The organism is Citrobacter sp. C6_1 (genome assembly GCF_014596835.2).
Lineage (GTDB): Bacteria > Pseudomonadota > Gammaproteobacteria > Enterobacterales > Enterobacteriaceae > Citrobacter > Citrobacter pasteurii.
On record NZ_CP115031.1, the window covers coordinates 1,160,540 to 1,186,394 of the forward strand.

At 52.0% G+C, this 25,855-nt stretch carries 19 protein-coding genes; 8 read left to right on the forward strand and 11 right to left on the reverse strand.

Annotation, left to right across the window (positions count from 1 at the left end):
* Positions 1 to 85: 85 nt before the first annotated feature.
* Both IB196_RS05695 and smpB read right to left on the reverse strand, forming a co-directional pair.
* A complete protein-coding gene (locus tag IB196_RS05695; protein ID WP_188232268.1) occupies positions 86 to 11,062 on the reverse strand; it encodes a BapA/Bap/LapF family large adhesin in 10,977 nt (3,658 codons plus the stop codon).
* 581 nt (positions 11,063 to 11,643) lie between these two features.
* Positions 11,644 to 12,126, reverse strand: coding sequence for an SsrA-binding protein SmpB (gene smpB, locus IB196_RS05700; RefSeq protein WP_003031211.1), 483 nt, complete (start codon positions 12,124 to 12,126; stop codon positions 11,644 to 11,646).
* A 154-nt stretch (positions 12,127 to 12,280) separates the two neighbouring features.
* Between smpB and ratA the strand changes: the two genes are divergently transcribed.
* Positions 12,281 to 12,724 (forward strand): type II toxin-antitoxin system toxin RatA, encoded by a 444-nt coding sequence (gene ratA, locus IB196_RS05705; RefSeq protein WP_040234063.1) that lies wholly within the window; start codon positions 12,281 to 12,283, stop codon positions 12,722 to 12,724.
* Positions 12,708 to 13,004 (forward strand): RnfH family protein, encoded by a 297-nt coding sequence (locus tag IB196_RS05710; protein ID WP_003839823.1) that lies wholly within the window; start codon positions 12,708 to 12,710, stop codon positions 13,002 to 13,004. Before ratA ends, IB196_RS05710 begins: the two co-directional genes overlap by 17 nt.
* 50 nt (positions 13,005 to 13,054) lie before the next feature.
* Here IB196_RS05710 and bamE read toward each other — a convergent pair whose 3' ends face one another.
* The 3 genes from bamE to nadK all read right to left on the reverse strand — a co-directional run bounded on the left by bamE (position 13,055) and on the right by nadK (position 16,174).
* The gene (gene bamE, locus IB196_RS05715) at positions 13,055 to 13,399 is read right to left on the reverse strand and encodes an outer membrane protein assembly factor BamE (protein ID WP_003826401.1); all 345 of its coding nucleotides are present in this window, start codon (positions 13,397 to 13,399) and stop codon (positions 13,055 to 13,057) included.
* 149 nt (positions 13,400 to 13,548) lie between these two features.
* Entirely contained in the window at positions 13,549 to 15,210 is a 1,662-nt protein-coding gene (gene recN / locus IB196_RS05720; RefSeq protein WP_040234065.1) for a DNA repair protein RecN, read from the reverse strand.
* A gap of 85 nt (positions 15,211 to 15,295) precedes the next feature.
* Positions 15,296 to 16,174 carry an NAD(+) kinase gene (nadK, locus tag IB196_RS05725; RefSeq protein ID WP_005130436.1) on the reverse strand — a complete coding sequence of 293 codons (879 nt, stop codon included), beginning with the start codon at positions 16,172 to 16,174 and terminating at the stop codon, positions 15,296 to 15,298.
* A 122-nt stretch (positions 16,175 to 16,296) separates the two neighbouring features.
* Between nadK and grpE the strand changes: the two genes are divergently transcribed.
* Positions 16,297 to 16,890: a nucleotide exchange factor GrpE gene (gene grpE, locus IB196_RS05730; protein ID WP_005130435.1), complete on the forward strand. Its 594-nt coding sequence runs from the start codon at positions 16,297 to 16,299 to the stop codon at positions 16,888 to 16,890.
* 49 nt (positions 16,891 to 16,939) lie between these two features.
* Here the strand turns inward: grpE and IB196_RS05735 are convergent, their stop codons facing one another.
* Positions 16,940 to 18,229 carry an HlyC/CorC family transporter gene (locus IB196_RS05735; protein ID WP_005130434.1) on the reverse strand — a complete coding sequence of 430 codons (1,290 nt, stop codon included), beginning with the start codon at positions 18,227 to 18,229 and terminating at the stop codon, positions 16,940 to 16,942.
* A gap of 18 nt (positions 18,230 to 18,247) precedes the next feature.
* Positions 18,248 to 19,039 carry an inner membrane protein YpjD gene (locus IB196_RS05740; protein ID WP_040234068.1) on the reverse strand — a complete coding sequence of 264 codons (792 nt, stop codon included), beginning with the start codon at positions 19,037 to 19,039 and terminating at the stop codon, positions 18,248 to 18,250.
* 165 nt (positions 19,040 to 19,204) lie between these two features.
* On the opposite strand from IB196_RS05740, the gene ffh reads away from it, so the two are divergent.
* From ffh to rplS, 5 genes are all read left to right on the forward strand, one after another.
* Positions 19,205 to 20,566: a signal recognition particle protein gene (ffh, locus tag IB196_RS05745; RefSeq protein ID WP_005130432.1), complete on the forward strand. Its 1,362-nt coding sequence runs from the start codon at positions 19,205 to 19,207 to the stop codon at positions 20,564 to 20,566.
* Positions 20,567 to 20,834: 268 nt separating this feature from the next.
* Positions 20,835 to 21,083, forward strand: a complete 249-nt coding sequence (rpsP, locus tag IB196_RS05750; RefSeq protein ID WP_003031228.1) for a 30S ribosomal protein S16 — start codon at positions 20,835 to 20,837, stop codon at positions 21,081 to 21,083.
* A gap of 18 nt (positions 21,084 to 21,101) precedes the next feature.
* Complete coding sequence (gene rimM / locus IB196_RS05755; protein ID WP_003031230.1) at positions 21,102 to 21,650, forward strand: ribosome maturation factor RimM; 549 nt, start codon at positions 21,102 to 21,104, stop codon at positions 21,648 to 21,650.
* A gap of 44 nt (positions 21,651 to 21,694) precedes the next feature.
* Entirely contained in the window at positions 21,695 to 22,462 is a 768-nt protein-coding gene (gene trmD, locus IB196_RS05760; protein ID WP_003031232.1) for a tRNA (guanosine(37)-N1)-methyltransferase TrmD, read from the forward strand.
* A gap of 39 nt (positions 22,463 to 22,501) precedes the next feature.
* Positions 22,502 to 22,849, forward strand: a complete 348-nt coding sequence (gene rplS / locus IB196_RS05765) for a 50S ribosomal protein L19 (protein WP_002914145.1) — start codon at positions 22,502 to 22,504, stop codon at positions 22,847 to 22,849.
* A gap of 125 nt (positions 22,850 to 22,974) precedes the next feature.
* Here rplS and IB196_RS05770 read toward each other — a convergent pair whose 3' ends face one another.
* From IB196_RS05770 to IB196_RS05785, 4 genes are all read right to left on the reverse strand, one after another.
* Entirely contained in the window at positions 22,975 to 23,457 is a 483-nt protein-coding gene (locus tag IB196_RS05770) for an OmpA family protein (RefSeq protein WP_188232267.1), read from the reverse strand.
* A gap of 12 nt (positions 23,458 to 23,469) precedes the next feature.
* Positions 23,470 to 24,696, reverse strand: a complete 1,227-nt coding sequence (gene dgcN / locus IB196_RS05775; protein WP_188232266.1) for a diguanylate cyclase DgcN — start codon at positions 24,694 to 24,696, stop codon at positions 23,470 to 23,472.
* A complete protein-coding gene (locus IB196_RS05780) occupies positions 24,689 to 25,207 on the reverse strand; it encodes a YfiR family protein (protein WP_040234078.1) in 519 nt (172 codons plus the stop codon). Before IB196_RS05780 ends, dgcN begins: the two co-directional genes overlap by 8 nt.
* A 158-nt stretch (positions 25,208 to 25,365) precedes the next feature.
* Entirely contained in the window at positions 25,366 to 25,740 is a 375-nt protein-coding gene (locus IB196_RS05785; protein WP_188232265.1) for a DUF2799 domain-containing protein, read from the reverse strand.
* Positions 25,741 to 25,855 lie beyond the last annotated feature (115 nt).

The window sequence follows — 25,855 nt, forward strand, 5'->3', positions numbered from 1 at the left end:
AATAGGGCCGTGACGACTGTTATTGCCCCGGACGTCATGGCATCCGGGGCTGTTGTTATATCGTTATAGCGGTATGGCGTTCGTTTCAGGTCACAATGTGATTTTGTTGCACCAGCTCATCGAGCGTGGTGTGGACGTTCTCCAGTGTTACGAGGTTAGTGGTGTGGTACGTGCTGCCTGTACCGTCGCGATCAATGGAAACGATGGTGTTGTTACCGCTGGTGGTCACTGTGAGGTAGTTGCCGAGCGTGGCGTTTTGTCCGTTCCAGCCTACCAGCAGGTCGCCGATGTCGATTTTGTCGCCCTGAGCCAGTGAAAAGTTGGTCCAGTTGTCCGCTGTCCCGTTACCGCCGGTAGCGTCGTTGGCATTGAGCAGGTGATAAATCAGCGTATCGCCGTAGACCGATCCGGTGATCACGTCATGCTGTGCGGTGCTTGCCATCTGCGGATTCATATTGATGGTCAGCGTCGCGGTGTCCGTATGCCCGTTTTGGTCGTTAAGCGTGTAGGTGAATGTCTCTTTGCTGGTCATCGATGCCACGGTTGTACCCGGTTTCAGCGTATAGATGTATGAGCCATCCAGATTCATGGTCAGTGAACCATAATGACCCTGGATTGTTGTGCTACTGATGCTGCCGGTCGGATTGAGTGTGGCGGTACTGCCGTTAAAGCCGGTGATAGTGAGCTGGGTATGGACGGTTGAGAGCTGATCGTGCGTGCCAGCGGCATCACTGCCATCAAAAATATTGCCATTCATCGTCGTGGTGTTAACGTCCCAGGTATTGAGGTGCCATGTCGTGCCCGTGACGTTCGGCGTAATGCTGACGTTGCCAACGGCCAGTCCCCCCATCGTTCCTGTGAAACTGATGCTGTAATGACCAGCGGCTAGCTCGGCATTACCCAGCGAGACGGCAATTGAACTGCCTAACAGGCTGATAGAGCTGGCGGGTACAGAGCCTGAAAGCGAGAATCCGTCAGGACCGGTGATTGTCCAGGTTACGCCCAGCGTACCGACGGTGATAAGTGTGCCGATGCTGAAGTTGAGCGTGGCGCCTTTCAGTACGTCATTTGTTGCGATATCAAACGAACCTGAACCAGTTGCTTTGCTCCCCAGCGTCGGAATCGTCGCTGTGCCCAGCGCGCCGCTTCCGTATGCCGCAGAGTCCTGAACGGTACTTACCGCCATCATGCTGCTGACGTCATTTACTGCGTCCAGCGCCTGCGGGGTCGCCGTAATGTTCAGCGAGGCGCTTCCTGTATCGCCATTGGGGGCTTTGACCGTATAGACGAAACTGTCCGGTGTGCTGATACCGTCTGCGCCCAGTCCGCTTTTCAGGGTGTAGGTATAGTTCCCCTTCGCATCAATAGTCAGGGTGCCGTATTGTCCGTTAATACTGGTGGTGCCCGTCCCGTTAATCGCAACACCATTCACTTCGGTGATGACGCTGTTTATCGGAGCCGAGTCATTGACCAGAATATTACCGTTGGTTACCGCGCTCAGGCTGTCGACGGCGTAGGTGTGATCGGCCTGAATATTCAGGGTATAGCTGGTCAGCAGCGTCAGGCCGCCGGAAGCGTTTAGTAGGAACAGATAGTCACCGCCCGGCAGCGTAATGGTATACGCCGGTGAATTGCCGCTCAGTAGGGCGGTTACCCAGTTCGGCTGTACCCGGTACTGCTCATACTGCTGAATAGACTCGTTGAAGCGGTAGACATAGAGATCAAAGCCGCCCAGCGTTACGCCAAGTACGCTGGCCTGAACCGTTATCGTTCGGGTCGCGCCGTCATCAACGTTGAATTTAATCGGGTTGGTCAAACCGTTGACCAGGCTGACATCCAGCAATTGTCCCAAACCAACACTGGCGAGCGTGAAGCCGGTTTGTTGTGATGGATGGTTGTCGACTGCGATGGCCTGCGTCCCGTAAGTCAGCGCAGCCACATCGTCTGCTGCCGTTACCGTGCTGGTGGTTGGGGCCTGACCCAGCGTGACCACCAGTTTTGCCGAGGAATGATCGCTACCATGCGTCAGCGTGTAAGTGAAACTTTCGGAACGGCCATACACTGAGATTGACGTATTGGTCAGGGTATAGGTGTAGCTACCATTCTGATTGATATGCAGAATGCCGTATTTCCCCTGCACATCAATGCCGCCCGCCGGGACGTTCACGACGTTGCCGTTACCGTCAGTGATAGTGGTGACCAGCGTGCCGGAAGGGGCGTTATCTTGACCGTGAGTTGGATCGGTATCGGTGATGATGTTACCGGATTCTGTGGTTCCCCCGGTGATGGTTCCGCCGTTGGTTTTCACCACGGCAACGTCCAGGCTGGTGTAAGCGCCGGTCGCCAGCAGGTTAGTGTTGAAGCTAACCACGCGATAATCCCCACCTGTCAGCCCATCATAATTGAGCGTCACTCCAGAGGCTCCGATGGTTAGCAAACTGGCAAAATTGGGTTTCGAGGTATCGACCACGGTTATCCAGGTGTTGAGCAAGGTGTCATAGCGCTGGATAACAATCTCCATTGAGCTTAATAGTGACAGCACAATGCCGGTCGCCGCGGCGTTGATGGTGATGGAGCCACTACCGCCAGACTGGATGCTGAAATTAACACTTGCTGTGTTGTTACCCAGCACGTTGGCGACATTACCCAGTGCGTTCACCAGCAGGAAACCGTAATCGCTTTGATGCTCAGTGCTGATTGTCACGTCAGTCTGTAGCGGCAAACGGGTGACATTATCTTCTGCCAGCAGGGGGAGTACCGGCGCGATGATGCTGGCAGGCGATGACGTGTTGCCTGCCGCGTCGGTTGCCGTTGCAGATAACGACTGACCTTCAATCTGGCGTACAGGCAAGGTGGCACTGTAGACCCCACTGCTGTTGGCGACCGCTGTCACGCTGCTGCCACCAGGCAGGGATATCGTAACCGTACTGCCGGCTTCGGCGATGCCGCTCACTGTTCCGCCATCGGCGCTGATCAAAATCGTAGGGGGTGGCGGTGGCGTGGTATCCACAATGACGCTGAACGAGCCAGACAAAACGCTCGAGCCGTTGGCATTTGTGGCGTTGGCGGTAAACGCGTGGTTGCCTTCGCTCAGGGCGCTGCCTGGCGTAAAACTCCAGATCCCATTCCCGTCAGCGGTTGTGCTACCCATCAACGTGCCGTTGTTATACAGGTTGATAACGGCGTTTGCCTGCGCAGTTCCGCTCAGTGTTGGGCGGGTATCATTCGTGGTTTTCCCGGCGGTGACCAGACCCGTGATGGTGCCGACATCATCGAATACGCTGGAGATCACTGGTGCGGGAGGAACACCGGTAAATGGGGCCAGCACGTTTCCTGTGATGCCGGTATTGCCAGCGGCATCCTGTGCGCTGACCAGCAGCGTTTGCCCACTAATTTGCGGTGGATTCAGGGTAAAGGTGAAGTTACCGGAAGCATTCGCTGTTGTGGTGCCGAGTACCGTTCCGCTACCGGAGGTGATAATGACCGTGCTGTTCGCTTCGGCCACGCCGGTTAACGCCGTTCCATTGGCATTGACCGCCAGCCCGGTTGGAACACCGGGGGCGATGGTATCGACCACAATGGCTGCTGCAGACGATAATCCACTGGTATTCCCCGCTGCATCTGTCGCCGTGATGGTAAAAGAATGTGCCCCTTGAGCCAGAGCAGAGGACGGCGTGTAACTCCAGTTGCCGGTGCTGTCAGCCGTTACGCTGATGACAAAACTGCCATTATCATAAATATCGACTCGCGCGTTGGCCTCTGTGGATCCGTTCAGGGTTGGGCGTGAGTCATTGGTGGGCTGGTTGCTGCCAATCGCACCGGTGTTGGGGCCAACATCATCAATAATGCTACTTATTGAAGGCTGTGCCGGAGCAGCGGTGTCCACCACCACGGTAAAACCTGTTGTTGCGCCGCTGGTATTACCTGCCGCATCGGTAGCGGTCACAGTGAAGGTATGGGATCCGATCGCGAGCGGCGTGGTCGGGGTAAATGTCCAGCTATTATTGCTTTGCACCAGCGCAGTACCAAGCAGAGTGTTCCCGTCATAGATACTGACAGTGCTACCGGCTTCGGCGGTACCGTTGAGCGTTGGGCGGGCATCGTTGGTTAGCTGCCCATTGTTCAGCGCTGCATTGAAAACTCCCCCTGCGATGTCATCTATGACCGAGATCAGTTGTGGGATTGGCGGTGGGTTCGTATCGACATTAATAATAAATCCGCTTGAGGTGGCACCGATATTGCCTGCGGCGTCTGTGGCGATGGCAGTGAATGTATGTTGACCGTTGCTCAGTGTGGGTGGCAGATATTCCCACGTCCCATCTATTGTGGCTGTTACCGTCCCCAGTAGCGTGCCGTTATCGTAAATCGCGACCCGGGCATTCGCTTCCGTTGAGCCACTGAGCAGCGGACGGGTGTCATTGGTCCAGGCTCCACTGGACAGAGTCCCGGTGCCGGGCTGTACATCATCGACGGCCTGGATAATGGTGGGGGCAAGCGGGGCAACGGTATCCACAATGATGTTAAATGTGGCGGATGGTTGACTGACGTTTCCGGCTGCGTCCGTGGCGGTCACCGTGAGCGCATGGTTACCATTTCCAAGTCCGCCTGTTGGCGTGAAGTTCCAGGCTCCATTGGCGTCTACCGGAGCGGTACCGAGATAGGTGCCATTGTCATAAATTATGATCGTGGAATTGGCTTCTGCCCTACCACTGAGCGTGGGTTGCGCATCATTTGTGGTCTGGCCGTTGTTCAGACTGCCCGTCAGCGGGCCGATATCATCTGCGACCTGAGAAATGATGGGTATACCCGGCGATACCGTATCAACGATGAGCCCAAAGCCGTTCGACGCAAGGCTGGTGTTACCTGCACTGTCGGTCGCGGTGACGGTCAATGTATGCGGGCCGTTGCTCAGTGCATCCGTTGGGGTAAAGTTCCAGATACCTCCCGCACCCACGGTGGTGGTGCCAATGGGTTGACCATCGCTCAGAACAGTAATGGTCGCTCCCACTTCGCCCGTGCCGCTCAGTGCCGGGCGTGTTTCGTTTGTCGTCTGCCCATTGGATATCGCGCCTGTTGTGGGAGCCGTATTGTCCAGCACCGTGCTAATGATGGGGGGCTGCGGGGCGATGGAATCCAGTTCGAGGGTAAAGGATGAAGATACCCCACCCATATTGCCCGCCTGGTCGGTGGCAACGGCGGTAAAGATGTGTTGCCCCTGAGTCAGTGGGGCATCTGGCGTGAAGCTCCAGTTGCCGGATTCATCAACCTGGGTTGTACCAATATCAACGCCTTTATCGCGGATGGTGATAGATGCGCCGATCTCTCCTTTGCCGTTCAGCGTGGGTTGTGCATCGTTAGTCAATTGTCCGTTAGTCAGCGATGTGTTGCCGGGTTGATCGTCAATCACCGAGGTAATGCTCGGCGCCGCGGGCGGCAGCGTATCAACTACCAGAACGAAAGGTGGGCTTGCCGGGCTGATATTGCCAGCACCGTCCATGATGGTTGCGGTTAACGAATGATTGCCTTCACTAAGTGCTGGAGTTGGCGTAAAGCTCCAGTTGCCGTTTTCATCACTGGTGGTTGTGCCAATTACTGCGCCATTATCGCTAATGGTAACCACTGAATCGGCCTCGGTGACACCAGCAAGCGTTGGGGTGTTGTCGTTGGTTAGCTGTCCGGATGTAAGGGACTGCGGGGTACCGACGTCGTCCGTTACCGTCACAATAGAGGGCGCGCCTGGGATTAACGTATCGACAATAATCCGGAAGCTGTTGGAGGGATCGCCCTGGTTGCCAGCCGCATCCGTTGCGCGTGCGGTAAAGATATGCTCGCCTTCTCCCAACCCATTTGTCGGGGTATAGCTCCAGTATCCGCTGCCACTCACGGTTGTTGTGCCAATCGCGATACCTTTATCGTAAAGGGTGATAGTCGCACCCACTTCGCCGGTTCCATTGAAGGTCGGGCGTGCATCGTTGGTAATTTGTCCGGTATCTAACGATCCTGTGCCCGGTAATAGGTCGTCAATCACGCTGATGATCGCGGGTGCTGGTGGGGCGCTAGTATCGATAGTAATGGCGTAATTGGGCGACAACCCACTGGGTTCTGTGTTTACAGTTTGCGATACGGTGAAATTGTAGGTCGTGCCGTTTGTCAGCGGGGTGAATAATGGATAGCTCCATGCGCCGGAGACTGCATCGGCGGTGACCGTACCGATTACATTCCCATCCTGATAAATTTTAACCGTTGCTCCTGCCGTGGCGGTTCCTTGTAACAGCGGTAAGGTGTCATTGGTGGTTTTACCGTTGCCAATCACTCCTGTAACGGGCGAGACATCATCAATGATTTCGAGAGTTGGCGGATGCGGAATGCTGGAAGTAGCCGCGTTAAACGGCGTAGAGTCGCTGCTATTGCCCGCCTGATCCAGGGCGATTGCATTCAGATTCTGCCCCGTAGTTTGTGCGGGTGAAATCGAGACGGTGTAGACACCTGTAACGCTATTCGCAATACCCTGACCCAGTACCGTGGTACCATTTCTGATGATGACGGTGCTGCCGGGCTCGGCTGTCCCGCTCACCAGCGTGCCGTTCGGGTCAACATTGGTGACGATTGGCGCGGCGGGAGGCTGCGTATCGAGTATCAACATTACAGGGTTTCCTGCCGCCAGGGAATTGCCCGCGGCATCCCTGGCGCCGAACGTCAGCGTGTGCGGGCCATCTCCCGTCAGCGTAATCTCAATACTCCAGCTACCATTCGCCGCAACGAGGGTTTCGGCAATAGGATTGCCACCATCGAAAATGACGACCGTACTGCCCGGCGCACCGGTTCCGCTGATTGTTGGGGTGGTATCATCCGTAACGCTACCGTTGGTCAATGAACCGATAATGACGCCAGCGTCATCTTCAATATCCGTAACCTGCGGTAAGGTCAGCACGGTGCTGCTAACCGTAAACGCGACGCTGTTTGATGGGGCACTGGCGTTCCCCGCCGCATCGGTTGCAATGGCTGTTAGCGTATAACTTCCGTTTGCCAGTGCCGTCCCTGGAGTAATACTCCAGGTGGTGCCAACCACCGTTGTGGTACCGATAATCGTACTGCCGTTGTACAGCGTGATCGTGTCGCCGTCAGTGCCGGTTCCGTGAATAGTTGGCGTCGTATCATCTGTTATTGCGCCAGGCGCAAGATCGCCCTGGAAACCACCGACATTATCATTGACGACAAGAATAACAGGGGGGACAGAGGGCGTTGTATCGATCTCCAGGAGGATGGCATTTGATGGCGGGCTGACGTTGCCAGCAGGATCGGTCGCCGTAATGGTCACCTGATAAACATCCTGGGGAAGTGGCACTGATGGTGTAAAGCTCCAGCTACCGTCTGCCCCAACCGTCGCGGTACCCTGCGACGAAGAGTTGCCATTAAGATAGAGGGTAATGAGATCGCCGACACTCCCCGTGCCGCTGAACGTTGGCGTGGTGTCGTTAGTCATGCCGTTTGTCACGACCCCGGTTATCGGATTGACGTCGTCCGTAATGGTGGGGGGGAGCGGTTGCGTTGGCGGCAGATTATCCACCGTCAACGTAAAGCCCGCCGATGGGATCCCTGTGTTGCCCGCAGCGTCGGTCGCCGTGGCGGTGAATTTATGCGGCCCATCGGCAAGTGAGGTCGGGGTAAATGTCCAGGTGCCGTCTGGCTGTACGGTAGTGATGCCGGCGAGGCCGCCATTCTCATAAATCGTAATTGTCGCACCCGGTTCACCTGTTCCGGATAGTTTAGGGTTGTCGCTTTTCGTGCTGCCGCCATTACTCAGTGCTTTAGTTTCAATGCCAATAAGTCCTTCCGCAGAGGTGATGATCGGGGCCGCGGGGGGCGTTGTGTCGACAGTCAGCATGAAACTTCCGGCGGTACTGGCGTTACCCGCCGCATCTGTCGCGATAGCTGACAATGTGTGCGAACCTTCACTAAGTGGCTGGGCGACCGGGAAACTCCAGCTTCCTCCGGCCACAACGGTGGTCGTTCCAATCGGTGTGGCACCATCGTAGATAGTGATGGTGGAGCCAACTTCTCCGGTCCCCTTCAGTGACGGCAGGTTATCGTTTGAGCTTCTACCAGAAGGCAAGTCAACGGGCGCATTGCCGATGTCATCTGTGGCGGCTGAAATGACAGGAGTCGCTGGAGGCTGGGTGTCAACGGTAATGGTGACCGCGACGGGGGAGGTGACGACGTTACCGGCGGCATCCGTTGCGGATACTGTAAAATGATGGTCGCGATCGGCGAGCTGCTTGTTGTCCGGGACGGTATAGCTCCAGGTACCTGACTTGTCGATGAGCATCACCGTTATCAGCAAACCGTTATCATACAGGTTCACCAGCGAGCCTGGCTCGCCGGTCCCGGAGAGGGTCGGCGTGTTGTCGTTGGTTATCCAGTTGTTATTCGCGATGTTACCCGTGATGGTTCCTACGTCATCGTTAATCAGAGTAATGACCGGGACGGTCGGCGCGACGCTATCGACAATGATTTTCCAGTTGGCGGCGCTACTGGTGTTGTTGGCGGCATCGGTTGCCGTAACCGTAAATACGTGTGCGCCCTGGCTCAGCGCGGTGGTCGGCGTGTAGTCCCAGTTACCATTGATATCGGCGGTAACGGTGGTAAGCAGGGTGCCATTATCATAAATTTTTACCTGCGAGCCCGCTTCGGCGGTGCCTTTAATTTCCGGTTTATCGTCGTTTGTCAGCGTGTTGTTATCAATTTTTCCGATGACGTCGGGAACATCGTCTAAGACGGCAATAATAATCGGTTGGTCTGGTGCGGTAATATCCGGAGCCAGCGCGGAAGCGGGCAGACTTTCGTTGCCTGCGCTGTCCGTTGCAGTCACTTTTACCGTTTCACCCTTGTTTTGTGACGGGGTGATCGACACGGCAAAGTGGCCACCGCTGTCTGCCTGACCCACGCCAATCGTATTCCCGTTGCCGTCTTTTACGGTGATAGTGCTGCCGATTTCAGCATGTCCACTGACTGAACCACCATCCCCGGCGACAATCACCCCTGTTGGTGCGTCAGGTGCGGTGCTGTCTGGCGCGGTGACTGCTGTGTTATCGCTGGTATTACCTGCTGCATCCGTTGCGTTGGCGACAAGATGTTCGCCGTTCGTTTGTGGCGGAACCAGTGTGGCGGTGAAATCTCCGTCTGCATCAGCGGTGGTCGTGCCAATGATAGTGCCACCAGGATTGAGAATATGTACGGTACTGTTGGGCTCTGCCATGCCGGAAACCTGATCGCCCGCGTTATTGATTGTCAGGTTTGTGGGCGGTTGCGGGGCGGTGATATCGGGAGCGAGTGCTGTTTCTGGCAAACTCGGGTTTCCTGCTGGATCGGTAGCGATAGCGGTTATGGTTTCGCCATTGGTTTGTGGTGGGTTTATGGTGATGGTAAACGAGCCATCTGGCCCGGTAACACCACTGCCGATTAAATGATTATTATTGTCGGTTATAGTCACGGTACTGCCGGGTTCAGCCGTACCAGTGACGACAGCGCCATCGGCAGATACATTCAGATCGTCTGGTGATAACGGCGGCTGAGTATCGATATTGATATTGAATACCGTCGATATTCCCCCCGTACCCAGGTGGTTGGTTGCCGTAGCGGTGAAAGCGTATGAGTCATCCCGCAAGTTTGTGCTGGAGGTCCAGTCCCAACTACCGTTGCTGTCGGCGACAATGCTGTCGACATATACCCCGTAATTGTAAATTTTAACCGTACTGTGAGCGTCAGCTGTCCCGGAAAGCGTTGGGGTCGCATCATTAGTGGACTGATTGTTGGTCAATGACCCAACGGAGGGCGCGACATCATCTATAACGCTGACAATCACGGGTACGCCTGGAAAACCGGAATCTGAGGCACTGAATGAGGTATCTGGCCCGATATTGCCTGCTTCATCCTGAATCTTTGCTGTCAGCGTTTCACCATGTGTTTGCGAGGGCGATATGCTAATAGTGAAGGTGCCGCCTGAACCGGCGATGGCTGAACCCAGAACCTGGTTGTTACTGCCAATGATGGTGACAGTGCTTCCGGGCTCTGCACTACCCGTCACCGTGGTGCCTTCCTGATTCACTGAAGAAATTACTGCGGCGGCAGGTGGGGTGGTATCGACGGTAATGACCCAACTGTCTGAGATTGCGCTGCTGCCCGCATTGTTTGATGCGCTGACCGTAAACTGGTGAGTGCCTTCCGCGAGCGGGGAAGATGGAGTAAACGTCCAGTTCCCGTTAGCATCGATAGGGACCTGACCTATTTCGGTACCATTATCGAAAATATGTAAGGTGGCATTTGCGGGACCAGTGCCCTGAAGTTCTGGCGTATTATCATTAGTGGATATCTGTTGATTGACAATGCCAGTAATGGGAGCCTGATTGTCAGTGACGCTGGTAATAATTGGTACGCTTGGCATCGTGGGCGTTGTCGTGGGTGGCGAGCCGTCATCACCATTTACTTCGTTGCCATTTCCGTCGCCAGCACCATTTCCTTCATTGCCATTGCCATTGCCATTGCCATTGCCATTGCCATTGCCATTGCCATTGCCATTGCCAGCATTATTACCATTTTCGCCACTACTGCTACCACCGCCACCGCCACCGCCACCGCCACCGCCACCGCCACCACCACCGGCGGCGAGGCCGATTCCCCCAGCCACGGCGATCCCGCCAAGAACCCAGGGCCAAACTGCGCCGCCTTCATGACTGCCTTCGCTCGCCATTAATGGGGTGAGATCGTCCAGATGCTGATAGTGGAATGCCCCATCAGTATCCTGAACCCACCATAGCGCGCCATTGCTGTCTTCCAGGACAAGCTGGTTTTGCGCATCACCTTTTCCGACATAGAAGTTTTTAATGGTGATGGTTTCACCTGAGCGGAGTGTGACAACCAAATCCTGATTAACGCGTGCGAGTTGGCTCATCTCCTCACGCGATACCGACAGTTTCACGATAGAAGGCGAACTTAGCGTTACTTCAGAGGATTCAACATTTGTGGAAACGCCAGTTAATTTTGATACAACGGCGAGTAGACGCATATGTTCACTCCTGATGGCATGCCGGGAGTATTAATCCGCAACAGCGCGTTGGGAAAATGAGCAGACAGGGGGCCGTTCATCATAAAAATGAATTTATACTTGTAATTTCATTGATTAGATCAAGCAGATGTTATTTTATTGATTAATTACGCTCGGGTCCTTTGGATTGAATAGTTCTTTCGTATTAGATGATATAGTCAGAAAGAAAGCATTCTGCAACTTATCCATATTAAAAAATACTTAGTCATTTGAAAAAGATACTTTTCAGTATGCTTTTAACAATTGATGTTGTTGTAACTTGTTGTATATTAATGTCTTTGTTTTACTGTAAATGCACGTTGATATAATAAACACCAGTAACAATAGTGTTATTAAATAAGTGAAAAATATGAGCGACATAGTCTTGAGATTTTATTTTATTAGACTATGGACTGCTATGGTAACGTTAGAGAGGTTTATTTCATACCTGAACGATTCAGCACAAATAAATTATAAATCTGGTGAATGTATTGTGTGGGTTTCAATAACTAAAAAATAAGAACCAGCCTCAGGAGGAGAGACTGGTCACAGGGAAATTGTGTTTAACGGCCTGCATTTTTCATAATACGAGCTTTGTCCAACTGCCACTCACGTTCTTTTACATCGGAACGCTTGTCGTGCTGTTTCTTCCCTTTTGCAACGCCAATTTTGACTTTGCACCAGGCATTCTTCCAGTACAGCGAAAGTGCCACGACGGTGTAACCGTCACGATTCATGCGTCCATATAAGGAGTCAAGTTCGCGTTGGTTTAACAGAAGCTTACGGGTGCGAGTAGGGTCACACACGACGTGCGTTGAGGCAACGGCCATCGGCGTGAAGTTGGCGCCAAACAGGAACGCTTCGCCGTCTTTGAGAATGACATAGCTATCGCCAATATTGGCCTTTCCTGCGCGCAGGGATTTGACTTCCCAGCCTTGTAATGCGAGCCCAGCTTCGAACTCTTCTTCAATAAAGTATTCGTGTCGTGCGCGCTTGTTGAGCGCGATTGTGGCTGAGCCAGGTTTGTGTGCTTTTTTCTTCGTCATAATGCCGCTCAGTATAGGTAATCTGGAATTGAAAAACACCCCATTTCATCCAGCGGGGCGCAAGGCGCTATCTTAGCACGAGTTGGGCTTTAGCGTTTTTTTTAGCGGATGATAAATGGTATTATTTGCACGATTGATATTGATGGAAATTGTTATGCCTCAGATTAGCCGGACCGCTTTAGTACCTTACAGTGCGGAACAGATGTATCAGTTAGTGAATGATGTTAAATCCTATCCTCAGTTTTTACCGGGTTGCACCGGAAGCCGTGTCCTGGAGTCGACTCCGGGGCAGATGACAGCGGCTGTGGATGTTTCTAAAGCAGGGATTAGCAAAACGTTCACCACACGTAATCAACTGACCAGTAACCAGAGCATCCTCATGCATCTGGTCGATGGACCGTTCAAAAAACTCATTGGCGGCTGGAAGTTTACGCCGCTGAGCCAGGAAGCGTGTCGCATTGAATTTCATCTTGATTTTGAGTTCACGAATAAACTGATCGAACTGGCATTTGGCCGTATATTTAAAGAGCTGGCGTCGAATATGGTGCAGGCTTTCACGGTTCGTGCAAAAGAGGTTTACAGTGTCAGCGTCGGCTAAAATTGTCGTTGAAGTAGCATACGCGCTGCCCGAGAAACAGTATTTACAGCGCGTCACGCTGCAGCAGGGTGCAACCGTTGAAGAGGCTATCCGCGCTTCCGGGCTGCTGGAATTACGTACCGATATCGATCTCAGTAAAAATAAAGTAGGCATCTACAGCCGTCCGGTTAAGCTTGCTGATGTTCTGCATGACGGCGATCGGGTGGAAATTTATCGGCCGCTGATTGCCGATCCGAAAGAACTGCGTAGGCAGCGAGCAGAGAAATCCGCTAAAAAATAACAGACAATAAAAAAGGTGCTCATTGAGCACCTTTTTTTGATCTTTTAGACCTACTTGTTGTCGGTCAGAGCGGGTTTGTTATCAATGTTGGTCAATACGCCGCTGCTGTTAAAGGTCAGCGTCAGCGTTTGCTGAGTAACGCCTTCATGCCCTGGCTGCTGACGGAACACATAAAACCAGGTGTTAGTACCAAAAGGATCGGACATCATTGGTGTACCCAGTGCATAAGCAACTTGCTGTTGCGTCATACCTGTACGCACTTTGGCGACATCGGTAGGTGTCAGATAGTTTCCCTGGTTGATGTCAGGGCGGTAAACCACTCGCTCCAGAGTGGAACAGCCTGCAGTCAACATCAGTAGTACTGCTGCAGCAGCAGTCAGCGTTTTACAGCGCATAGTGATTTGATTCCTTTTCGGGCCCGAGCAGTACGCGGCTCATATGTAATATGCCGATGATAATAGACCTTTCACCACTTTAAAACCTTTTGCTGTCGGGTCGGTCGGCGATTTTATGTTGAACTCAGACCTTCACAAGGTAAAAAAGTTTATGCCGCCAGCAGTTCTTTTGCATTTGCGAGGGTATTGCGCGTCACTTCGCTACCGCCAAGCAGGCGGGCTAATTCCTGCAGGCGAGCGCGTTTATCAAGCGGCTGCATGTGTGTTTCAGTCATCGCACCGTCAGTTTCTTTGCTGACATAGAAATGCTGATGGCCGCAGCCAGCAACCTGCGGCAGGTGGGTGACGCACATCACCTGGGTTGATTCACCCAACTGGCGCAGTAGTTTACCCACAACCGCTGCCGTCGGGCCGCTGATGCCGACATCCACTTCATCGAAAATCAGCGCCGGGGTTTCCATTTTACGTGCGGTAATAACCTGAATAGCCAGCGCAATGCGCGACAGCTCGCCGCCGGAAGCGACTTTCGCAATGGGTTGTAACGGCTGCCCCGGGTTAGTGGTAACTTTGAATTCCACGCGATCGGCTCCGTCCATGCCCAGATGGTGTTCATCAAACTTCACATCGATGCAAAAGAGACCGTGCGGCATTGAGAGTGCATGCATACTTTCTGTGATGAGTTTCCCCAATTCCTGAGCGTAATGCCAGCGCTGCTGGTGCAGCATTTTTGCCGTTTCCAGCGCCTGCTGGTGATGATTGTTCACCGCCAGGGTTAACGTTTCGAGTGAGTCGGCCTGATCGTCCAGTTGCTGTTGTTCATCCAGCAATGACTGATAGAACTGTGGTAGTACTTCAGGGGCAACATGATGTTTACGCGCCAGCGAGATTTGCTTAGAAATTCGCTGTTCCAGTTCGAACAAGCGGTTAGGGTCTAAATCCAGACGATCGCAATAGTGGCGCAGCTCGTCGCTGGCTTCACTGAGCTGGATGGTCGCCTCTTCCAGCATGTCCAGAATACCGGAGAGCTTACCGTCCATTCCCGCCAGTTCACTAACCAGCTGTTTTGCGGTGTACAGCTGGCTTTGCAGGTTAATGTCTTCGCCGTCTGCCATGATAGCCAGCGCTTGCTGGCTGGTGGTGAGCAACTGCCCGCTGTTAGCCAGGCGCTTGTACTCTTCATCAATTTGCTCAAACTCGCCCGCCTGGGGGTTGAATTCGTTCAGCTCTTTTAACTGATATTGCAACAGTTCCGCCCGGGCCGCACGTTCCTGGCTTTGTTGCTGATGATGCGCCAGGTCGCGGCAGCTTTGGTGCCAAAGCCGGTAGCGCGCGGCCATTTCCTGAGTCAGGGTCACTTCATTGGCATAACCATCAAGCAGCGATTTTTGGTGTTCAGATTTCGTCAGGAGTTGGTGCGCGTGCTGGCCGTGGATTTGAATAAGCAACTGTCCCAGCTCGCGCAGTTGCGACAGCGGAACGGCGGTACCGTTAATAAAGCCTCGGGTGCGGCCGTCGCTGCTGATAACGCGACGCAGCAAACACTCACGACCTTCCTCAAGCTGGTTTTCTTCCAGCCAGCGTAGCGCCGCAGGGGTGTCTTTTAAAGAGAAACGCGCACACAAATCGGCGCGTGTGGCATCTGTACGCACCATGTCGGCATCGGCTCTGCCGCCCAGGCATAAACCGAGAGCATCAATGGCAATGGACTTACCCGCACCGGTCTCACCGGTAATAACGGTCATTCCGCTCTGAAAATCGATCTCAAGTTCACGAACGATAGCAAAATTGCTGATGGTCAGTTGTGCCAACATAGCTGTTTTCCTGTATGAAAAACCATAACTGTAATTGCATACAGTATAAACTGGTTTTTTATACAGTAAAGAGGTTGGCGTTAAATTAGAATAATTTTTTTGACCAGCCTAATTTAGTGCTTAATGTATTGAAATAGCTGTAATCTTTGGGGTGTATCAGGTTCAGATGATAATCACAGCGGCGAATCAATACGTCTTCACCTTCCTGGATAGGCAGGGCGATCTGGCTGTCACAGCTGATCTCAAGATCGTTGCGGCGATGAGAAAAGCGCAGGCGAATGGTGCTGCTACTGTTGATCACCAGCGGTCGCGCGGAAAGCGTATGCGGGAACATCGGTACCAGCGTAATAGCATCCAGAGAAGGTGTCAGAATCGGGCCTCCGGCAGAGAGCGAATAGGCGGTAGAGCCGGTCGGGGTGGAGATGATTAGCCCGTCTGAACGCTGGGAGAAGGCAAAGATTTCATCGATATAGACTTCAAATTCAATCATGTGCGCCACTTTACCAGGGTGCAGCACAACTTCATTGATGGCCGTGCTAATGCGCTTCTGGCAATCCTGCTGGCACACCTGGGCTTCGAGTAAAAAGCGCTTTTCGCTGATGTAGTGGCCTTCCAGTACGTCAGCTAATTGCTGTTGGGCATTGTCCGGATCTAAATCGGTCAGGAAACCGAGATTGCCGCGGTTAATCCCGATAACTTTGATGTCATAACGTGCCAGGGTGCGTGCAGCTCCCAGCATATTACCATCGCCGCCGACTACCACGGCGAGGTCTGCCTGCTGACCAATTTCTGCGAGCGTACCGGTTTTCACATTTTTCAACTGCAGCTCGTGGGCGATTTGTTGCTCAACGATAACCTCATAACCTTTGACGCACAGCCAGCGGTAGAGCATTTCATGTGTGGTCAGTGCAGTGGGGTGACGTGGATGCCCCACAATGCCAATACACTTGAAATGTTTGTTCATTTTCTCGAGGTCCTTGTAATGAAGATTAGTGACAATGTGAGTACTTCCCTTGAAACCCTGAATCTTATCCCCATAATAATCCAGGTTAGCGAGATGAATGCGAAAAAAACGCGGAGAAATTCATGAGTAGTAAAGAACAGAAAACGCCTGAGGGGCAAGCCCCGGAAGAAATTATCATGGATCAGCACGAAGAAGTTGAGGCGGTTGAATCAGACGCTTCTGCTGAGCAGGTGGATCCGCGCGATGAAAAAATTGCGAATCTGGAAGCTCAGCTTGCTGAAGCCGAAACTCGCGAGCGCGACAGCGTGTTGCGTATCAAAGCGGAAATGGAAAACCTGCGTCGTCGTACCGAACTGGACGTAGAAAAAGCGCATAAGTTCGCGCTGGAAAAATTCGTCAACGAACTGCTGCCGGTGCTGGATAGCCTGGACCGCGCGCTGGAAGTGGCGGACAAAGATAATGACGCGATGGCGGCGATGGTTGAGGGTATTGAGCTGACCCGCAAGTCGATGCTGGATGTCGTGGCGAAGTTTGGCGTGCAGGTGGTTGCGGATATTGATGTGCCGATGGACCCGAACGTGCACCAGGCGATTGCCATGGTTGAGTCTGATGAAGTTGCTGCCGGTAATGTGCTGATGGTCATGCAGAAAGGTTATACCCTGAACGGACGTACCATTCGCGCCGCAATGGTGTCTGTGGCGAAAGCAAAAAGCTAATCAGCTTCAGACCGGGTAGTGCTGATGCGTTACCCGGTCTGGATTATCCTCACTGGTCAGATACGCTCTCGCGAAGTGGTTTGACCGGCAATACCTGTACCTGCTTAATCATATTGTCCTGTACGTCGAGAATATCGATATCGTACTGACCAATGCGCACTCGCGTGCCGGCAACGGGGATCTCTTCCAGTGCTTCAAGAATTATTCCGTTTACCGTTCGCGCATCATCTTCCGGCAAATGCCAGTTAAACGCCTTATTGATTTCACGAACGTTGGCGCTGCCATCAATAATCACTGAGCCGTCATTCTGGGGCGTGACTTCTTCGGCAAGCGTCGGGGACATTGACGTGGTGAAGTCACCGACAATCTCCTCCAGAATATCTTCAACGGTGACCAACCCCTGAATATCGCCATATTCGTTGACCACCAGGCCGACCTTCTTCTTATTACGCTGAAATTTGATCAACTGAGTGCTGAGTGGGGTACCTTCCGGGACAAAGTAGATCTCGTCGGCGGCGCGTAGCATGGTCTCTTTGGTGAACTCCTTTTTCTCGGCCATGAGTCGCCACGCTTCACGGACGCGTAGCATACTGATAGCGTCGTCCAGCGAGTCACGATACAGCACAATACGACCGTGCGGAGAGTGCGAAAGCTGACGCACGATTGATTTCCAGTCATCGTTAATATCAATGCCGATAATTTCATTACGCGGGATCATGATGTCATCGACGCTGACTTTTTCCAGATCCAGCACTGACAGCAGCATATCCTGGTTACGGCGAGAGATTTGCGAGCGCGATTCATTCACCAGCGTTCGTAGTTCATCTTTACTCAGCGAACCGCTCACCACGATATCCGTTTTGATGCCCATCATACGCATCAGCAGACGCGTGATGGTATTCAGTAACCAGACAAGCGGCATCATCAGAATCTGCAGCGGGGCCAGCAGGACGCTGCTTGGATAGGCGACTTTTTCCGGATACAGCGCGGCGATGGTTTTTGGCAGCACTTCCGCAAAAACCAGCACCACAAACGTCAATACCCCGGTGGCAATAGCGACGCCCGCATCGCCATACAGGCGCATACCGACAATGGTACCGAGCGCGGAGGCCAGTATATTCACCAGGTTGTTGCCAATGAGGACCAGGCTTATCAGACGGTCAGGCTTACGGAGTAATTTCTCAACGCGTTTTGCCTGACGATTTCCCTGTTTTGCCCGGTGTCGCAGACGGTAGCGGTTCAGGGTCATCATTCCGGTTTCGGAACCGGAAAAATAGGCGGAAATAACCACCATGATGAGAAGCGTAACAATAAGCGTGGTGGTGGAGATGTGTTCCACGTAGGTTCCTTAAAAGACTTAACTCACAAACTGCTGCAGGATGCGGCTACCGAAATAGGCCAGCGTCAGAATGCCTGCGCCTGCGACGTTAAACCAGACGACACGACGTCCGCGCCAGCCTTCATGGTAATGTCCCCACAGCAGAACGATATAGACAAACCATGCCACAATAGACAGAACGGCTTTATCAATATTTTCTGTGCTGAACAGGTTGTGCATATAAAACAGGCCAGTACACAGCGTCAGCGTCAGCAGAACCACGCCTATCTGGGTGATATGAAACATTTTGCGCTCAATGCTCATCAATGGCGGCATTTCATTGTTGAACGCCAGTCTTTTATTTTTGAGCTGATAATCGATCCATGCCAACTGCAGCGCATACAGCGCGGCAATAATCAAGGTGGCATAGGATAAGAGCGATAGCCCGATGTGAATCATCATGCCCGGTGTGGCTTCAAGGTGGGTGATGTATTCGTTGGGCATAAACGTAGCGCATGCCAGATTGATTAATGCAAACGCATAGACGATCGGTAGCAATAGCCAGCCGCGGTTACGCGAGGCCACAATGGTCATGACGGTACAGATCATCAGGCTAACCAGAGAACCGACGTTCAACAGGCTCAGGTTTTGCCCGCTTTCACCACCTGGCAGAATACGTGCTTCCAGGGCAAACGCGTGACAGACCAGCGCGATAACCGCAGAAAGAATAGCCATACGCCGCCAGCCGCTGTTTTTTTGCAGCAGGGCGGGAACGATCAGCGCAAGGCTGATGGAATAGGCGACAAGGGCTAACAGAGCAAAAACGGGCATATGGGTGTCGACAGTTGGCCAGTAATAAAGAAAAGCAGTATAGCGTTACGTGACCGCTGCTCCAACCGTTGCATAACAACAAAGGCGGCTTCATGTTATACTGCGACAAATTTCTGTTGATGTGTCGCTGTTGCGACCGACCGTTTCCACCCCAGGCGAGAGACAATGTTTGATAATTTAACCGATCGTTTGTCGCGCACGCTGCGCAATATCAGTGGCCGTGGACGCCTTACTGAAGACAACGTTAAAGAGACGCTGCGCGAAGTGCGCATGGCGCTGCTGGAGGCTGACGTAGCGCTGCCGGTAGTGCGTGAGTTTATCAATCGCGTAAAAGAGAAAGCGGTTGGTCACGAAGTTAACAAGAGCCTGACCCCGGGTCAGGAGTTCGTCAAAATCGTTCGTAGCGAACTGGTTTCGGCGATGGGCGAAGAGAACCAGACGCTAAACCTGGCGGCACAGCCACCGGCCGTGGTGCTGATGGCGGGCCTGCAGGGTGCGGGTAAAACCACGAGCGTCGGTAAGCTGGGTAAATTCCTGCGCGAGAAGCACAAGAAGAAAGTACTGGTGGTTTCTGCGGACGTCTATCGCCCGGCGGCGATCAAACAGTTGGAAACGTTGGCCGAACAGGTCGGTGTGGACTTCTTCCCTTCTGACGTCGGTCAGAAGCCGATTGATATCGTTAATGCCGCGCTGAAAGAAGCTAAGCTCAAATTCTACGACGTGCTACTGGTGGATACCGCCGGTCGTCTGCACGTTGATGAAGCGATGATGGACGAAATCAAACAGGTCCACGCGTCTATCAATCCGGTAGAAACGCTGTTTGTTGTCGATGCCATGACCGGTCAGGATGCTGCGAATACTGCGAAAGCGTTTAACGAAGCACTGCCGCTGACCGGTGTGGTACTGACTAAAGTCGACGGTGACGCCCGTGGCGGTGCAGCATTGTCTATTCGTCATATCACCGGTAAGCCGATTAAGTTCCTCGGTGTTGGTGAGAAAACGGAAGCGCTGGAGCCGTTCCACCCGGACAGGATTGCCTCACGTATTCTCGGCATGGGTGATGTGCTGTCGCTGATCGAAGATATCGAAAGCAAAGTTGACCGTGCACAGGCAGAGAAATTAGCCAGCAAGCTGAAAAAAGGCGACGGCTTCGATCTGAACGATTTCCTTGAACAGCTTAAGCAGATGAAAAACATGGGCGGCATGGCCAGCCTGATGGGCAAGCTGCCGGGCATGGGGCAAATCCCTGACAACGTGAAATCGCAGATGGACGATAAAGTGCTGGTGCGTATGGAAGCCATCATCAACTCGATGACGATGAAAGAACGCGCTAAGCCGGAAATCATCAAAGGCTCCCGCAAACGTCGTATCGCACTGGGCTGCGGGATGCAGGTACAGGACGTTAACCGTCTTCTGAAACAGTTCGACGACATGCAGCGCATGATGAAGAAAATGAAGAAGGGCGGTATGGCGAAGATGATGCGTGGTATGAAGGGGATGATGCCCCCAGGATTCCCTGGCCGCTAAAACAAGGGTATAAGGCTATCTTGTTTGCCATTTTAGCCCCGGGGTGTGCTCGAAATGCTCACGTACTACGTGTACGTTCCGCTTTCTGTGCGCACGCCGGAACTAAACTGGCTGCACCGATATACGCCTTCTGTCCCTTGTTTAATGCTCAGTATCAAGATGCTGATTGCATTTTCCCCAGAAATCAGTAAAATTTTCGGGCTTTTAATATGACACCGGGTCCCTTCCCTCGATGGGGCCCGGTGTTTTATTCACACAAGAGGATGTTATGGTTACTATTCGTTTAGCTCGTCACGGCGCTAAAAAGCGTCCGTTCTACCAGGTTGTTGTTACCGACAGCCGTAATGCACGCAACGGTCGCTTCATCGAGCGCGTTGGCTTCTTTAACCCAATCGCTAGCGAAAAAGAAGAAGGCACTCGCCTGGATCTGGATCGCATCGCTCACTGGGTTGGCCAGGGCGCGACTATTTCTGATCGCGTAGCTACGCTGATCAAAGCAGCAAACAAAGCAGCTTAATCTGTCACGGTGGTCATGATGAGCAAGCAACTCGCCGCACAGGCTCCTGTGGAACCCATTGTTTTGGGGAAAATGGGGTCTTCTTACGGTATCCGTGGTTGGCTCAGAGTGTTTTCTTCCACTGAAGACGCCGAAAGCATTTTTGACTATCAGCCCTGGTTTATCCAGAAGGCGGGTCAGTGGCAGCAAGTACAGCTGGAAAGCTGGAAGCACCACAATCAGGATCTGATCATCAAGCTGAAAGGCGTTGACGATCGTGATTCGGCGAATCTACTGACTAATTGTGAAATTGTCGTGGATTCCTCGCAGTTGCCAGCGCTGGAAGATGGTTCCTACTACTGGAAAGACCTTATGGGCTGCCAGGTAGTGACCACTGAGGGCTACGATCTCGGTAAAGTCGTCGATATGATGGAAACCGGTTCGAATGACGTTATCGTCATCAAGGCAAACCTGAAAGATGCGTTTGGTATCAAGGAACGTCTTGTGCCGTTCCTCGATGGGCAGGTTATCAAGAAAGTCGATCTCGCTACTCGTACTATTGAAGTAGATTGGGATCCTGGTTTTTAAACCACCGGATAAACGGTAAAAGTCGGCGTTATGGGGATTGGCTTGTGTTTATAGGTATCGTTAGCCTGTTTCCAGAAATGTTCCGCGCAATTACCGATTACGGGGTAACTGGCCGGGCAGTAAAAAATGGCCTGCTGAACATTCAGAGCTGGAGTCCTCGTGACTTTACTCATGACCGGCACCGTACCGTGGACGATCGTCCTTACGGCGGCGGACCGGGGATGTTAATGATGGTGCAACCTTTACGGGACGCCATTCATGCAGCAAAAGCTGCGGCTGGTGAAGGCGCAAAGGTGATTTATCTGTCACCTCAGGGACGCAAGCTTGATCAAGCGGGCGTTAGCGAACTGGCCACGAATCAAAAGCTGATTCTGGTATGTGGTCGCTATGAAGGAATAGATGAGCGCGTGATTCAAACCGAAATTGACGAAGAATGGTCAATCGGCGATTACGTACTCAGCGGTGGTGAGTTACCGGCAATGACGCTGATCGACTCCGTTTCCCGGTTTATTCCGGGCGTTCTGGGTCATGAAGCTTCGGCAATCGAAGATTCGTTTGCTGATGGATTGCTGGATTGCCCGCACTATACCCGACCTGAAGTGTTAGAGCAGATGGAAGTACCGGCGGTGTTACTGTCGGGGAACCACGCTGAGATACGTCGCTGGCGTTTGAAACAGTCGCTGGGCCGGACCTGGCTTAGAAGACCTGAACTTCTGGAAAACCTGGCTCTGACTGAAGAGCAAGCAAGGTTGCTGGCGGAGTTCAAAAAGGAACACGCACAACAGCAACATAAACATGATGGGCAGGCGTAAGCCCCCAATATCAGTTTACCCAGGATAAGAGATTAAATTATGAGCAACATTATTAAGCAACTTGAACAAGAACAGATGAAGCAGGACGTACCTTCCTTCCGTCCGGGTGATACCGTGGAAGTGAAAGTATGGGTTGTTGAAGGTTCCAAAAAACGTCTGCAGGCATTCGAGGGCGTGGTTATCGCTATTCGTAACCGCGGTCTGCACTCTGCATTCACTGTTCGTAAAATTTCCAACGGCGAAGGCGTTGAGCGTGTCTTCCAGACTCACTCTCCGGTAGTTGACAGCATTGCTGTTAAACGTCGTGGTGCTGTTCGTAAAGCTAAACTGTACTACCTGCGTGAGCGCACTGGTAAGTCTGCTCGTATCAAAGAGCGTCTTAACTAAGATTCGCGCAAGCGACATCCTGTTAGAAAAGGGCTGGCCGAAAGGCTGGCCCTTTTTTTATTCCGACCTTTATTTTTTGTTTTTTTATTAGATGACTGCGCGACGCGCAGCCAGTTGGATATTGATTACGGTGTCGAGATCACGACTGCAACGCGGCGGTTTTCGGCACGGCCTTTTGAAGTCTGGTTGCTGGCAAGCGGGTATTTCTTCCCGAGCCCTCGGGTTGTCAGGTTAGTACGTGGAATATTGGCACCCTGAGCCCAGGCGTCTGCAACCACATTGGCGCGTTTGAGTGACAGAGCTTCGTTGTAGCTGTCCTCACCATAGTTATCGGTGTGACCATCCAGACGAGCATGGTTTAACCCGGTAGCAGCCAGTTTGGACGCCATTTCCTGGATTTGCTTTTCACTTTCAGGGCGGAGTTTATAGTCGTTTTTGTCAAACAGGATAGTGTCAGACAAACCCAGCGACCAGTCTCCTGAAGCTTCAGTGAATCCGTACGATTTCATCGCTGCAATTTGCTCTGGGGTAAATTTCCCCTGAGGTGCCTGACAACCGGCCAGAATCAGCATGATGAGAATAAACGGGGATAATAAACGTTTTAGCATGTGTGTAATTCCTTATTTTTTAATAATGCGCTCAGCGCGCAAATTTTTAGCCTGATACATATTGTGATCGGCAAGTTCTTGTAATTTCTCGGCAGAGGCATGTTCCCACGTCAGCGCAAAACCAATACTGAGTGTCATGCTTGCCAGATGACCGTTATGCAGGTCAAAAGGTCGATTAAACTCTTGCGACAACGCCGTGCAAATACGTTGAACTTCGTATTCAGAATGGACGCTGTAAAGCACCATGGCAAATTCATCGCCGCCAAGTCGGTATGGGTGATGCCGATTACCACCAAATTCGGCCAGCCTTTTTGCGACTTCAATCAGGACTCGATCGCCCGCAGCGTGTCCCCAGGTATCATTAATAAATTTAAAATTATCGCCATCAAGGAATAACAACGCAGAGCTGCTGTGGGCCGCGTCGTCGTTCATCAGTGCGTTAATACTGCTACGAAATGCGGCACGGTTCGCAAGACCAGTCAAAGGGTCATGTAGCGCGGTACGCAACAGTTGGGCATTCTTTGCCTGGAGACGTAGTTGCCACTCTTCCATCTCATCCAGCAGGCTATTAAAGTCCTGCGCAAACAGATGAAATTCTTCAATCCGTTCTTCAGATACGCGCCGTGAGAAATTACGATTGGTACGAACATCATGTACCACCTCAGTAATATTTTGCAGGGCGTCCACGACACCATTGTGTAAATAACGAGTAAGCATTAATGCAATACCCGATGCCAGTAAAATGCATCCGGTAAGAACGGCCAGCGACAAATAAATGAAATGGCTAATAACGCTGTCGCGAGCAATCAGGCGCACTTCACCAATAATGTCGCCATTGTGCAAAATGGGCTGAGTTACCGGTTGCGGGAATAGCCAGTGGCTGATGATACCGCTGATTTTGTCAGTAGTATCCTGCGCGTCATAGCGCCAGGTGGCGATCACTTTCTGCTTTTGATTGCGGACTTCTGCAACTGAAAATTGCCCTTGCTGTCCCAGTGCCGCCAGCGTTTCCGACGCTGCAACGCTATCCGAAAAGACTAATGCTGCTTCGAGCGTGCGGGTCATGGTTGCTGCTGTGAGATCCAGGTTCTTTTGTGCGTATTGCTTCAAAGCCAGCACAGACGAAATGCTAAGCAGCAGCCAAATCAGCGTCATGGTTACCAGTACGCTGACGATGCTGATACGCCGCAGCGTCCGCTTGAACGTTGGGCGTTTTATGGGAGAAGGACCCTTATTCATGCTTTTTATTCCGCGCAAGCATCAATACGTCTGGACTCACCCTTACACCGCTGCGTGACAGGGAATCCATATTTACGGAAAATCTCACGTCTTCATCTTTAATTATGAGGCAAAAAGCGCTGCCAATAACGCATTCGGGATTCTGTTCGGCAATTAATAACAATGCCTTAGTAGGATATTTATTCTTTAGTTCAGCCTGATATGTGGGGCTTTCTTTTCCAAAATAAAAACCATCACACTGCGCAACTAAAACTTCTTGTTCCGTATGAATGATGACAGGAAGATAGGGTAGTGCTCCTGCTCGGGTATCTTCCAGCACGCTGGAAAAGCGCGAAGAAGAGAATATACACAGTTTTGGTGGCCCTGAAAGTGCTGGCCAGCGTGTATAACTGACGATACCGGAAACCATAGAGCGCACAGATTTTGCCTCTTCCGTGACGCTGTGAGCGTACAGAGGTAATCCGGTCAGAAGCAGTGCCAGTAGAAGTATGAGTCGGTAAGAAAAGCTCATGAATAGGTACCTACCAGCGTTTGCCGTATTGCGTCGATATACATTCAAGATTGTTTGCAACAAAATAACATTATTTTCCCAGGGCGTCATTATTCCTGGAATGAGCGTATTGAGTATTTAAGTTAAATCTCATTAATTTATAAAATTTAAGCTCTTGTTTAATTTAACCTTGTTGAGGCCGCTCCTTCGTTTGCTCCTTTTTGCCATGCCTCATGTAACCGACTGACATTGTCTACCGTGTCACAACTGGCGGGGAAGGTTTTGCCGGTCAATCCTCTCGCGTAAACAAAGTCCTGCTGACAGGTTTTCCTTTGTCCTTCGGCGTACCCCTTAAGATATTGGGCACGATCGACTTCTGGGTCATTGTAGTTGTCGGCAAGTGTCTCGTTATCTTTAACGACATGGCCTGAAATGGCATCCTGTATCCCGGCATCAAACCAGTCGGTGCCTGTCCAGGTAGGAGTAAAAGTATAGGGATCTATCTGACATCCGCTGAAAAATAATACAAATAAGGTACAGATGAGTTGCTTCATTGCCTGTTCTCCCCGTTTTTTTAAAGCATAGCGGATTCATATATAGAAGAGTGTAAATTTAATTGTACGGAATTTTGCGGTGTTTTTGCTGTAAAATGGCATTACGTAAATAAAA

Excerpts from the sequence above, each read along its gene's own strand:
- ratA (WP_040234063.1), top strand. The coding sequence starts at position 12,281 with ATGCCTCAGATTAGCCGGACCGCTTTAGTACCTTACAGTGCGGAACAG.
- rimM (WP_003031230.1), top strand. The coding sequence starts at position 21,102 with ATGAGCAAGCAACTCGCCGCACAGGCTCCTGTGGAACCCATTGTTTTG.
- recN (WP_040234065.1), bottom strand. The coding sequence starts at position 15,210 with ATGTTGGCACAACTGACCATCAGCAATTTTGCTATCGTTCGTGAACTT.
- IB196_RS05780 (WP_040234078.1), bottom strand. The coding sequence starts at position 25,207 with ATGAGCTTTTCTTACCGACTCATACTTCTACTGGCACTGCTTCTGACC.
- IB196_RS05740 (WP_040234068.1), bottom strand. The coding sequence starts at position 19,039 with ATGCCCGTTTTTGCTCTGTTAGCCCTTGTCGCCTATTCCATCAGCCTT.
- nadK (WP_005130436.1), bottom strand. The coding sequence starts at position 16,174 with ATGAACAAACATTTCAAGTGTATTGGCATTGTGGGGCATCCACGTCAC.
- smpB (WP_003031211.1), bottom strand. The coding sequence starts at position 12,126 with ATGACGAAGAAAAAAGCACACAAACCTGGCTCAGCCACAATCGCGCTC.
- ffh (WP_005130432.1), top strand. The coding sequence starts at position 19,205 with ATGTTTGATAATTTAACCGATCGTTTGTCGCGCACGCTGCGCAATATC.
- IB196_RS05785 (WP_188232265.1), bottom strand. The coding sequence starts at position 25,740 with ATGAAGCAACTCATCTGTACCTTATTTGTATTATTTTTCAGCGGATGT.
- rplS (WP_002914145.1), top strand. The coding sequence starts at position 22,502 with ATGAGCAACATTATTAAGCAACTTGAACAAGAACAGATGAAGCAGGAC.
- grpE (WP_005130435.1), top strand. The coding sequence starts at position 16,297 with ATGAGTAGTAAAGAACAGAAAACGCCTGAGGGGCAAGCCCCGGAAGAA.
- IB196_RS05770 (WP_188232267.1), bottom strand. The coding sequence starts at position 23,457 with ATGCTAAAACGTTTATTATCCCCGTTTATTCTCATCATGCTGATTCTG.
- dgcN (WP_188232266.1), bottom strand. The coding sequence starts at position 24,696 with ATGAATAAGGGTCCTTCTCCCATAAAACGCCCAACGTTCAAGCGGACG.
- IB196_RS05695 (WP_188232268.1), bottom strand. The coding sequence starts at position 11,062 with ATGCGTCTACTCGCCGTTGTATCAAAATTAACTGGCGTTTCCACAAAT.
- rpsP (WP_003031228.1), top strand. The coding sequence starts at position 20,835 with ATGGTTACTATTCGTTTAGCTCGTCACGGCGCTAAAAAGCGTCCGTTC.
- bamE (WP_003826401.1), bottom strand. The coding sequence starts at position 13,399 with ATGCGCTGTAAAACGCTGACTGCTGCTGCAGCAGTACTACTGATGTTG.